This is a genomic window from Actinomadura rubrisoli (assembly GCF_004349215.1).
Classification (GTDB): Bacteria; Actinomycetota; Actinomycetes; order Streptosporangiales; family Streptosporangiaceae; genus Spirillospora; species Spirillospora rubrisoli.
Genome location: NZ_SMKU01000297.1, coordinates 1 through 11,675, shown reverse-complemented (window position 1 = coordinate 11,675; position 11,675 = coordinate 1). Strand labels below are relative to the sequence as shown.

Genomic DNA, 11,675 nt, shown 5'->3' with positions numbered 1-11,675 from the left:
ACCCCTACCCGCCCGCCGATCAGTGGCCGGTGCTGCAACCACCCGACTGCCCCACCTGCCAGACCCCCACCGAGGTCGTGTTCATCGGCCCCGCCGACCGCCTCGACGGCGGTCAGACCAACGTGTGGCACTGCCACGCCTGCCCCACCGACTGGGCCATCCCGGTCACCCGCTGGCCCGTCGCCGACGGGCCCGACTGCCCGTACTGCCTCACCGAGTGCACCAGTTGGGCCGCCCTGGACCCTGACCGCCACGGCGACCTGTGGACCTGCCACAACGGCCACGAATTCGTCCTGACCCTCGACGGGACCGTCATCACCCCCGGCAAGGAGGACCTGGACGACTGGGCGCCGGTCTGGCCGCCCCACAAGCGCGACCCTAAGGACGGCGATGCCGCATGAGCCAGCGCAGTGCGATCGAGTGGACCGACGCCACCTGGAACCCGGTGACCGGCTGCGACAAGGTCTCGCCCGGGTGCGATCACTGCTACGCCGAGACATTCACCGAACGCTGGCGGGGCGTGCCCGGCCACCACTTCGAGCGCGGTTTCGACCTGGTGCTTCGGCCCGAGCGGCTCGGCCAGCCGCTGAAGTGGCGGGCGCCGCGGCGGGTCTTCGTCAACTCCATGTCCGACCTGTTCCACCCCGCCGTGCCGGACGAGTTCATCGCCGAAGTGTTCGCGGTGATGGCCGCCGCGCCCCGGCACACCTTCCAGGTGCTGACCAAACGCCACGGTCGGCTGCGCAGCCTCCTGCGCAGCCAGGGCTTTCGTGATCTGGTCCAGGGCGAGTCGGCCGACCTGGCCAACGAAGGCGTCGATGTCCGCGCGAACAACCCTTGGGAGAACTGGCCGCTGCCGAACGTGTGGCTCGGCGTCTCCGCCGAGAACCAGCGGTGGGCCGAGATCCGCATCCCCGCCCTTGTCGAGACCCCGGCCGCGGTGCGGTTCGTGTCCGCCGAACCGCTGCTGGGGCCGATCGACCTGACCCGGGCGGTATGGACGTGCGGCAGCGAACGCGGCCACGGGCTCACCGCCCGCTACGTGCACGCCGGCGGATGCTGCCGCCGCTTCCACGGCATCGACTGGGTCATCACCGGCGGCGAGTCCGGGCCCAGCGCCCGCCCCGCACATCCCGACTGGTTCCGCTCCATCCGTGACCAGTGCCAGGACGCTGGCGTCGCCTTCTTCCACAAGCAGTGGGGGGCCTGGGTTCCCTTCGATGGCACGCCGCACTACCCCTACGGGCCGGGCGCTTACGCCTGGATCCTGCCCAGCGGCAAACAAAGCGAGCCCGGCACGCTGGGCGGTGTGTGGATGCGCCGCACCAGCAAGAAGAGCGCCGGGCGGCTGCTGGACGGCCGCACCCACAACGACATGCCCGCCGGGAGCGAAGCGGCATGGCGGGCATGATCGGCCGCCGCGCGGTTCGCGCCGGGCCCCAGGACCGGCGCTGATGAACGGACCAGCCACTTCACCGCTGTTCTGGACGGGCGTTCCTGCCCCGGCATGGGTCTTCGGGACCCGCCGGACAGAGCCCTACGCCATCGACTGGCCCGCGTTCCCGTCGTTCACCTCAATAGGCCAGGTCCGGAACCTCCGGCCTGCGCTGACCGACGCCGCGATGGACTCGGGCGGGTTCACGCTCGTGTCCAAGTACGGGGAGTGGCCGGTCACCCCTGCGCAGTACGTGACGTTCCTCCGCCGTTACACCGCCGAGTCGGGCCGTCTCATCTGGGCTTCTCCACAGGATTGGATGTGCGAGCCCGAGATCATCACTGGCGGGCGGCGCGGTCCTGAGGTCTACGCCGGAACTGGGCTGTCGGTGGCCGAACACCAGCGGCTCACCGTCGAGAACTACCTCACCCTGCGCACCCTCGCACCGGAGTTGCCGATCATCCCCGTTGTCCAGGGATGGGAGGTCCACGAGTACGAGCGCTGCGTCGAGTTGTACGACGCCCACGGCGTCGACCTGCGCACCGAGCCACTCGTGGGCGTCGGGTCAGTCTGCCGCCGCGCGGACACCCCGACCGGCGCGGCGATCTTCGCGACGCTGGCCAGGGCGGGTCTGCGGATGCACGGGTTCGGCGTCCACACCCGCGCCATCCTGCGCATCCTGCGAGCCCTGGCCGAGATCGGCCGGATAGACGCGCTGATCAGTACCGACAGCATGGCGTGGTCCGCGCTCGCGCGGCGTCGCAACCTCCGCCTCCCCGGCTGTCAACACGGCGTGACCGGTGACGGCAACTGCGCAAACTGCCCGGTCTGGGCGGGTCTGTGGCGGGGCGATCTCCTAACCGACATCGACCGTTGGTACCGGGACCTGACCACCGGGCCGGTCCAGCTCGCGATGGGCGGCGCGGCATAACCCGTGCCGCTGCCGATATCCCCCGAGGGGAGCGCAGCATGACCAACCTTCAACCGCCGCCCCCCGGCCTGCTAGTGCGCTACGCGCTGACCGCCGCCGCCCGCGGCTGGCATGTCTTCCCCGTCGCCATCGGCGACAAGGAGCCGCCCCGCGGGGTGCGGTGGAAGCAGACCGCGACCACCGACCCCGACGCCATCCGGGAGATGTGGGCGCGGCGCCCCTACAACATCGGGATCGCCTGCGGCCCCTCTGGCCTGGTGGTGATCGACCTGGACATGCCCAAGCCCGGGGAACACCCGCCACCCCGGTGGGCGCTGCCCGGCGTCAACGACGGCGCCGACGTGTTCGCCCTGGTCTGCGAACAGGCCGGAGAGCCGATGCCGCTGGAGACCTTCCAGGTCCGCACCCGGCGCGGCGGGTTCCACCTGTACTTCACCGCCCCCGAGGGCATCCGGCTGACCAACACCGGCGGCGAGCACGGCAACGGGCTGGGCTGGAAGGTCGACACCCGTGGCGACGGCGGATACGTCGTCGGCCCCGGCTCCTTTGTGGACCTGCCCGACGGCACCGGCACCTATCAGCCGATCCACACCCCGCCCCCGGCGCCGCTGCCCGGCTGGCTGGCCGAACGGCTCCAACCGGCGCCGCTGCCGCCGCAACGCCCCGTCACGGTGCACCTGGCCACTGGGAACCGCGGCGCCTACCTGGACAAGGCCGTCACCGCCAGCCTGAACGCCATCGCCACCGCCCCCAAGGGGCGCCGCAACGCCGTCCTGTACGGCGCCGCCGTCGCCCTCGGCCAGCTGGTGGCTGGAGGCGCCCTGAACACCGACGACACCGTCGACCTGCTGACCGCTGCCGCCGCGCGCGCCGGGCTGGAGGAGATGCCCGCCCGCCGGACCATCCGATCGGGGTTCCGCGCAGGCACCCAACGCCCCAGGAGCGTCCCCACATGAGCCTGCCGCGCCTGCAAGCCGGATCGGGTCCCGAGACCATCCGCGTCCTCAAAGCCGAGCTTGCCAAAGGCACCCTGCCCAACACCTACGTTTCCGCCGGTGCCCTGGTGCACATGGAGACCATCTCCGGTGGGCAGACCAGCCCGGCCGCCGATGAGGACTCACCCCTTCCCGTGGCCGCCAGCCCGGTCACCCCGGCCACCTTGGCCGGGCTGCTGGCCGAACACGCCTACGTCTACCGCCTCCGCTCCCGCAAGACCGGCAACGGCAAGCAAGAGCTGGAGTTCTACGAGGAGGAGGTCACCCCGCCCCGCGACATCCTGTCCTCGGTTTTGGCCGGCAAGACCTGGCCCGGCCTGGCGCCGCTGCGTGGTGTGATCGGAGCGCCGGTGCTGCGCCGGGACGGCACTCTGCTGCAACAACCGGGCTACGACCCCGCCACCGGCCTGTACCTGGCGTCTAAGGTCGTGCTACCGCCCGTCCCGGACCAGCCGACCGCCCAGCAGGTCGACACCGCCCGCGATTTCGTGCTGAACCGGTTCCTGCGCGACTTCCCCTGGTCCAGCCCGGCCGACCGCGCCAACTACCTCGCGCTGCTGGTCACCCCGATCCTGCGGCACTTCACCCGCAGCCTGACCCCGTTCGCGCTGATCGATGCGACCATGCCCGCCTCCGGTAAATCCATCCTGACCGGCGGCCCCGGCATGCTGTACGGGCAGCGCGTCATCCCCTGGGCCTACGCCGAAGAAGAACTCCGCAAATCCATCACCGCGGTACTGGCCGAACAGGTCGGCGTGGTGGTGTGGGACAACCTCGCCGAAGGCACCGTCATCGACTCACCCACCCTGGCGCTGCTGGTCACTGCTGGGGTGTGGTCGGACCGCCAGCTGGGCGCGTCCCGCACCATCGCCACCGTCAACGACCGGCTCTGGATGGCCACCGGCAACAACCTCCAAGTCGGCGGGGACATGGCCTCGCGCACCGTCCGGGTGCACCTGGACCCCAACATGCCCCGCCCCGAACAACGCGACCAAACCCGCTTCGGGATCCCGCACCTGGACCAATGGATCACCGACCCCGCCAACCAGCTCACCGTGCTGTGGCACCTGCTGGTCCTGGTCCTGAACTGGACCTCTGGCGGGGCGCCGCGCGCCGACACCGTGTCGATGCGCCAGTTCACCCCATGGGCGCAAGCCCTCGGCGGGTTCCTGACCCATCACGGCATCGAGGGGTTCCTGGCCAACGCAGCCGACGTCCGCGGCATCGACGAGGACGAAACCCGCTGGCACGCGTTCATGGCCTGCTGGCACCACCTGCACGGCGACCAGCCCATGACCGCCGCCGAACTACGCAACTCCGGCGAACCCGACCGGATCGGGCTGGACGAACACGACCGCTGGGAAGGCCAGTTCATCACCACCCCCACCGGCCGGGCCCCCAACGTGCTCGCCCTCGGCCGCCTGCTCACCGGCCAGACCGGACGCTGGCGCGGCGACTACGTCATCCGCGCCGCCAAAAGCCACCGCGGCGACCGGAACGTGTTCTGGGTCGAACACCACGACACCGACCAGGGCCAGGGAGAGCGCCATGCCTGAAGCCGCTCGAAAAGCGCTGAAACATCTCCGCAATCTCCGCAACGCCGCAAAACCCGCTGCTGACCTGCACCTTTGGAGTGCGGAGATGGCACAGGTCAACCAGAGTCCATCTCCGCATCTCCGCACCAACTGCGGAGATGAACCCCCAACTGCGGAGATGGACCGAGCCCCACCACCTCCATCTCCGCACCCATCACCGCAGGTCACAGCCACAACTGCGGAGATGCGGAGATGCGGAGATGTTTCAGCCCCTCCGTGCAGAGCCGCGCGCACCGACGACGCAAGCAACCCTGCCCCGCTTCCCCCTGTCTCGTTCTCGCCCCCCGAAGGGAGCCCCGTCTTGACCGAACTGCTTGAACACGGAACCGCCGATCTGCTGCACGGAGGCTGGTACACCACTGAGGAGCTTGCCGACCTGATCGGCGTGGATCCCTCAACGCTGCGCAGGTGGCGTACCGCCCGGCCGATGCAAGGACCGCCCGTCGTCAAGATGAGCGGCGCCGTCGCACGCTACAGCTCCCACGACGTAGAGAACTGGCTTAGGAACCACCGCATCACCCCAGGGGAGCCCAGCCGATGACCCGCCGCGAAGCGCTACCCCTCGGCGTATCGCTCTCCTGCGACATCGAGTTCCGTCCCAACCGGCGCTCGCCCTACCGGGCCAGGGTCCGGTGGGTAGACCCGCACACCGGCCGCCGATGCTCCCTGTCGGAGGCCAAGGAGACCGAACCGGAAGCCGAAGCCTGGATAGAGAGGCTCCAGACGGCAGCCCAAGGCGGCATCGACCCCGCGACCGCCACCATGAAACTGGCCGATTACGGCGCCAACGTCATGACGCTGGCCATGCGTGGGCTGGAAAGCAAGACCCTGGATCCCTACATGGCCGGCTGGCGCTTGCGTGTCGTCCCCGCGCTCGGCCACCTGCCCGTGGTGATGATCACCAACGGTGCCGTCGATCGCGTCGTCCACGGCTGGATCGCGGACGGGTGCGGACGATCCACCGTGAAGAACAGCCTCGCCGCGCTGGTACGCGTCATGGAGCAAGCCGTCCGGGACGGGATCATCACTCAGAACCCTGCCCGGGTGGTCGGCTGGCAGCTCGAATACAAACAGGCTGAAGACGAGCTGGACGATCCGCGCGCCCTGGCGCTGCCGACCTGGGACGCGCTGGTCGAACTCGCGGACGCACTGGTGGAACGGTCGTCCGACAACTACCGAGGATGGGGCGAGGTCGTCATGTTCGCCGCATGCACCGCGACCCGCATCGGCGAGGTGTCAGGCGTCCGGGTAGGCGATATCGACCGCACCACCTGGCTCTGGAACCTGCGTCGACAGACCACCCCGGGGCCAGGCGGACTCATCGATAAGGGCACCAAAGGCAAGCGGGCCCGCCAAGTCCCGCTGATCGAAGAGATCCGCCAGCTGGTGGGGCAACGGCTGGACGCGCTTGAAGACGATCCAGCGGCCCGGCTGTTCACCGGTCCGCGCGGCGGCCGGATCACCACCGCGATCCTGCGGGACGCCACCCACTGGGACGAGGTGGTGACCCGGCTGGGCTACGAGCACCTGCGCCGGCACGACCTGCGCCACACCGGGCTCACCTGGATGGCCGATGCCGGAGTACCGGTACACGTGCTCCGGAAGATCGCCGGACACGGTTCACTCAGCACAACCCAGCGCTACCTGCATCCGGACGCCCGGTCGCTGACAGAAGCGGGGGAGGCTCTTAGCCTGCACCTGAGTGACCGTCACTGCGCAGAAAGTCCCCGGCTGCGCGTCGTTTAGCGACGCAAGCCGTCAAGGAGGGATGACCAGGCCCCGCTGACCTCGGCGTATGCCATGGTCAGCGGGGCCTTGTTAATGTCGGGACGGTGGGAGCGGCAGACATAACTCGTGCTGGACCGCGTGGGTGTTCACCGATCCTGATCGGGATGCGTGCTCTCGCCCCGCAGCAAGCTGCAGAGTCTGCACCCCACGCCGCAGCCAGAGGCGCGGCAACTCGTGAGAGTGAACTCGCAGAAGCCCCGCTCGGCCCAACCGATCTGACCTCGTCGTTTCGGTCAGGTCGTCAGTCGCAGCCCAGAATGTCAGTGCTTCGTGTCAAAGTGCGTCCATGCAGGCGACGGCAGATGACGGTCGAGTTCTGGATGCCGACTTCGCGGTGGAGGCCGAGCAGGGTACTGGCTCGTTGTCGTTGGTGCTGGAGAGTCAGTCGGGTGCCAATCATTCAAGAGGACGCCCGGCCCGCAACACCGACTACCTGCGGACACTCGATCTGCTGTTGGTGCGCCTGAAGCGGCTGAACGCCGTGCTCGTGGATGGGATCGTGGATTCGCGGGCGACCAACTCGCTGCCCGAGGACGAGCGCAGGCTGTTCCCATCGGCGATCCGGCTGGCCGACGAGCATGACCTGAAGGATCTCCGCGTGTTGTTGTGCCGTGCGCAGCGTGAGGTCGGTCGAGAGTCGAGCGCTCCTCGGGGTCGTAACAACACCAAGCGAATCCGTCTGCGGCTGCAGGTTCCCGGCTACACGCTCGCAGACGCCGCGAAACTCGCCACCGGCTTGTCCTCGCCGCCGATCTCCCACGGGGAAGGCGTGTTGCAGGAAGTGACACGGTTGGCGAACGAGCCCACAGCGCTCGCAACGGCACCGAGCACGGCTCCATTCGAGAAGGCGAAGAACCACGCTGCCGGTGAGACTGCGGTGATGATGGTGCACGTCCCGCAGGCACCCTACGCGCTGCTCAACTTGTCGGTGGGCCTGGAGACCAACACCTGGGGTTTCCCGGGGGTCCTGACCTATCCGTCCTACGAGTACGTCATCTTCGGCATCGGCGCCAGTCCACGGGTGCAGTTGGACGACTGGCTGGGCAAGAGCGCCACGCTGTACGTATGCCAGGCGGGCGCCCGTCCCTATATGGCAACGGCTCCACATATGCCGGACGAGATCGCCGAGGGCAGGGTCAAGTGGCTGACACGGATCGGATTCGAGCCACTGGGGCGGCTCGACGACGTTCCGCTTGGCGATGACGGCCCGCTGTCGCGCAGTGCCAGCGACGCCTTGCGCCGGTCGGGGACCCATCGGGGCTTTGGCCGGATGGGCAGGACGAATATGAACCTCATTTTTCAGAGGTTGGGGCTGACTGCAGACACCCTTGAGCGGGGCGTTCCGCAGGTGCCCTTTAGCCAGACGGCCCCGGTCACCGTTGAGAGCCTCCCTCGCCGTCGCAATGCTGGCCGTCCCTTCGGCGTCGGTCGGCAGATGGACCCTGCCAAGCGGCGCGCCGTGGAGCAGCGTGCCGTGAAGATGGCCAAGGAGCACTACGAGGCCGAGGGCTGGGAGGTCGAGGAACTGGGCAAGCCCTATGACCTGCGCCTCACAAAACCTTGTGCCGAGCGGCATGTCGAGGTTAAGGGCACCACCGGAGCGCTCGGCTCGGTCGAGTTGACCATCAACGAAGTGCTGCACGCCCGCGAGTTCCCCGACGTTGACCTGTGCGTAGTCACTGACATCACCATCACTACGGTCGGACCCGAGGTCGATCATGAAACGCAGCCTGGAGGCAAGGCCCCGATCGTTCCCTCCTACGTCGCCAGTGGAGGCACCTTCCACCTCAGGGCCAACTGGACGCCCGCTGACGAGGACTTGAGGGCAACGCGGTTCGAGTATCGCGTCCCCTCTGAGCCCGATGATGTGCTCCCCAGATGATCAGTCCCGAGCACGGCGCTGTGTCGGTGGTCCTGGGTAGGCTCGCGCTTTGTCGGTTTCCTGCGGGCGGCTAGGAGATGTGGGAGTGAAACCGCGTTACGCATTGGCTTGCTCGGCTGCGGAGTTGAACGAGATGGACAGCGAGCATCTCGCGGAGGCGCTGCGTGCCGGTGTACGGCGGACCTTCAAACAGGTTCCAAGGGAGCAGGAGCTGCAGTCTTGGCGTGCCAGCCCCAAGACGGTCGCGAAGGTGCTGGTGGACGCGGGGCTGGGCGAGGTGATCGTGCTCTTGGAGATGAGCACGCTCGCCAGCGATGCCCGAATCGACATGCTGCTGGTCGGCTCCCATCCCGAGTGCGGTGAACTGTCGGTGGTGGTGGTGGAGAACAAGCAGTGGTCCCAGCTCCATGTCCTCCGCGGTACGCGCCGCGTCGTGCACCCCGGATCCGGCCCCGAGGGCAGCCAGCACCCGGTAGAGCAAGCCTGGGACTACTGCCGGACGTTGCAGCACCATCTGCCCATGCTGCACCGACGCTTCCACGGACTGGTGAATCTGCACAAAGCCCCGGCAGAAGAGGTCGCCAAGCTCGTTCCGCCGGCCTGTGGCCTGCGCTCCGAGGTCGACCTGGCACGGATGCGCATCTTTGGCAGTGCTCCGGACGCCCGTCAGGAGATGGGCGAGTTCCTGGCCTCCGTCCTTAGCGGTGAGAACGCGGCCCGTCACCGCCGGCTGATCGATCAGGCGCACGTCCGCCCGAGCGAGGCGCTCATGCTCGCCGCTCAGGAAGCCGTGCGCGGACGAGCGCTGTTCACGCTGCTCGATGAGCAGCGGACAGCGGTGGATCGCGTGTTCCAGACGGTAGAGGAAGGGTTCACCGAGAACAACAAGCAGGTCTTCATCATCGTCGGCGGCCCAGGCACGGGGAAATCGGTGCTGGCACTGGAGTTGCTCGGCCTACTCAGCGCTGTCGGCAGTGCAGCGGTGCATGCCTCGGGCAGCAATGCGTTCGCCCGAGCGTTACGCGAACACGTCAAGGGGCGCCGCGGCGGGGTGGAGTCGATCTTCACCTACTTTCACCAGCACCGGCGCCGAACACGTAACCATCTGGATGTGCTGATCTGCGACGAGGCCCATCGGCTTCGCAAGGACTCCAACTTGCGTTACGACTCGGTAGAGGACCGATCCGACACTCCTCAGATTCAGGAACTGATCAACGCCGCGCGCGTACCGGTCTTCCTCTTGGACCCCCGCCAGGTCGTTCGGCGCGACGAGGTCGGCACCCCAGAGGAGATCCGTCGGATCGCGCTGGAGATGGGCATCGCCGAGGGCAACATCCACTCGATCGAGTTGTCTCTGCAGTTCCGGCAGCATCTGTGCCCCGAGTATGTCTCCTGGCTCGAAGACCTGCTTGGCTACGAGGACGCTGCTCCCCGCCCCTGGGAGCCCAGCGAGGGGTTCCAACTGCTGCGAGCCGACCACCCCCAACAGATGGAGGACTACCTGCGCCTGCAGACCGCTCTGAACCGCACCGCACGCATCACGGCTGGCTACTGCTGGAAGTGGACGAAGAAGGTCCAGCCAGGAGGGCGGCTCGCCAACGACATCCGTATCGATGCCTGGGAGCGCCCCTGGAACGCCGACAAGCCCATCAGGAAGAAGAAGATCCCTGGTAAGGATATGTGGGCCACCGACCCACATGGTTTCGAGCAAGTCGGCTGCATTTACACGGCGCAGAGCCTCGACTGGGACTACACCGGCATCATCATGGGCCGCGACTACACCTGGCACGGCGGCCGCTGGCTCGCCACTAAGAACGAAGACCCCGCTGCAGGCGGTCCCGACCGGCACCAGCTGGTGCGTAACATCTACCGCGTCCTGGCCACCCGCGGGAAGTACGGCGCCATCATCTACTCCACTGACCCCGGCACAAGAGCGCTCCTCGCCGAACTAGGCGTGCCGCCCGTGGCGCAGGCGAAGACAGTACTCGACAAGCAGCATCATGCCTTGGCAGAGGCGGTAGCACGAGCAGACGATCGCTCCACTCCCACGCAGGACGGCCTGTTCTGAGAGAGACGCGGGGCTCATCGTTTTGGCTAGTGGACGGTGGCACCTGCTGCTCTGCACTGGCCCGCTGAGAGGCTCCGGCGGCGGTTTGTTGCGCATGGCGAAAACAGGCGCAGACGACGCCCGGGGTAATCGGACCCGATTCTGTGTTGTTGCCGCTTAGGAGCGGTTCACAGCTCCGTCAGCTCTTCGCGCTCGCGGACGGGCGTCGGTCTGATCTCGTAGCCAGCGTCCTTGAGCCTGCATCTGAGTGATCGTCGGTCCCCAGATGGTCCCCGGCTACGCGCCGTGTGAGTGACACAAACACCATCAGAGCAAAACAACTAAGCCCCGTTGACCTTGGCTTATGCCATCGTCAGCGGGGCTTTTTCTGTGTCGGGACGGCGGGATTTGAACCCACGACCCCTTGACCCCCAGTCAAGTGCGCTGCCAAACTGCGCTACGTCCCGGTGCCTGGCGGAGCAGGCGTGATTACTGTAGCGCAGTCTGCGGGGTCGTGCGTACTGGGTTGAGGCGGGGTGGGGCGCGGTCTGGTAGGCATGCCTGGTGTTCTCCTTGGTGGCGCGGGTCGGGCTGGCTGTGGTGGTCGGGGTCCTGGTATGCGGGTGTGAGGCGGACGGGTCGTCCGGTGGAGGGGCTCGGTCGGTGAGCGGGAGTCCGCGGGGGACGCCGGAGGCGCGGCCTAAGGGGGCCGAGAGGGCGGCGCCGCGGGTGACGCCTCGGGTGCCTGCGGGGGTTCTGGCGTCTTATGTCGTTTTTGATGTGAAGCGTGGGCGGGTGCTGGTGGAGCATCGGCCGCGGCAGGTGTTCCGGTCGGCCTCGGTGGTGAAGATCCTGCTGGCGCTCGACTACCTGCGGGAGCATCGGGTGTCGGTGGCAGATCGGGCGCTGCTGGGGGTGATGCTGCGGTCGAGCGATGACAAGGCGGCGACCGAGTTCTGGCGGCGGGGCGGGCAGGGTGCGGTCATCGGACGGATGGTCCGG

Annotated in this window: 9 protein-coding genes, 1 tRNA gene and 1 pseudogene; 10 read left to right on the top strand and 1 reads right to left on the bottom strand. The window is 67.8% G+C overall.

Going from position 1 to position 11,675, the window contains the following annotated elements:
- The 9 genes from E1298_RS36295 to E1298_RS36255 all read left to right on the top strand — a co-directional run.
- Window positions 1–401 (top strand): hypothetical protein (locus E1298_RS36295; protein WP_207945051.1); only part of this gene is annotated, 401 nt, incomplete at its 5' end.
- Window positions 398–1,411: a DUF5131 family protein gene (locus E1298_RS36290; RefSeq protein WP_131901493.1), complete on the top strand. Its 1,014-nt coding sequence runs from the start codon at window positions 398–400 to the stop codon at window positions 1,409–1,411. The genes E1298_RS36295 and E1298_RS36290, both read left to right, overlap by 4 nt.
- Window positions 1,412–1,454: 43 nt before the next feature.
- On the top strand, window positions 1,455–2,366 hold the full coding sequence (locus E1298_RS36285; protein ID WP_131901491.1) for a deazapurine DNA modification protein DpdA family protein: 912 nt from the start codon (window positions 1,455–1,457) through the stop codon (window positions 2,364–2,366).
- Between the two features lie 38 nt (window positions 2,367–2,404).
- On the top strand, window positions 2,405–3,322 hold the full coding sequence (locus E1298_RS36280) for a bifunctional DNA primase/polymerase (protein ID WP_131901489.1): 918 nt from the start codon (window positions 2,405–2,407) through the stop codon (window positions 3,320–3,322).
- The gene (locus tag E1298_RS36275) at window positions 3,319–4,917 is read left to right on the top strand and encodes a hypothetical protein (RefSeq protein WP_131901487.1); all 1,599 of its coding nucleotides are present in this window, start codon (window positions 3,319–3,321) and stop codon (window positions 4,915–4,917) included. Before E1298_RS36280 ends, E1298_RS36275 begins: the two co-directional genes overlap by 4 nt.
- A 340-nt stretch (window positions 4,918–5,257) precedes the next feature.
- Window positions 5,258–5,497, top strand: coding sequence for a helix-turn-helix transcriptional regulator (locus E1298_RS36270; RefSeq protein ID WP_207945050.1), 240 nt, complete (start codon window positions 5,258–5,260; stop codon window positions 5,495–5,497).
- The gene (locus E1298_RS36265; RefSeq protein ID WP_131901485.1) at window positions 5,494–6,702 is read left to right on the top strand and encodes a tyrosine-type recombinase/integrase; all 1,209 of its coding nucleotides are present in this window, start codon (window positions 5,494–5,496) and stop codon (window positions 6,700–6,702) included. The genes E1298_RS36270 and E1298_RS36265 overlap by 4 nt, the downstream gene beginning before the upstream one ends.
- A 328-nt stretch (window positions 6,703–7,030) precedes the next feature.
- Window positions 7,031–8,626 carry a protein NO VEIN domain-containing protein gene (locus E1298_RS36260; RefSeq protein WP_131901483.1) on the top strand — a complete coding sequence of 532 codons (1,596 nt, stop codon included), beginning with the start codon at window positions 7,031–7,033 and terminating at the stop codon, window positions 8,624–8,626.
- A gap of 133 nt (window positions 8,627–8,759) precedes the next feature.
- Complete coding sequence (locus E1298_RS36255; protein WP_243726023.1) at window positions 8,760–10,694, top strand: DUF2075 domain-containing protein; 1,935 nt, start codon at window positions 8,760–8,762, stop codon at window positions 10,692–10,694.
- A 372-nt stretch (window positions 10,695–11,066) separates the two neighbouring features.
- On the opposite strand, the gene E1298_RS36250 is transcribed toward E1298_RS36255, so the two are convergent.
- Window positions 11,067–11,140, bottom strand: a tRNA-Pro gene (locus E1298_RS36250).
- Between the two features lie 313 nt (window positions 11,141–11,453).
- Between E1298_RS36250 and E1298_RS36245 the strand changes: the two are divergent.
- Window positions 11,454–11,675 (top strand): annotated as a pseudogene (locus E1298_RS36245) (hypothetical protein); the annotation flags it as partial.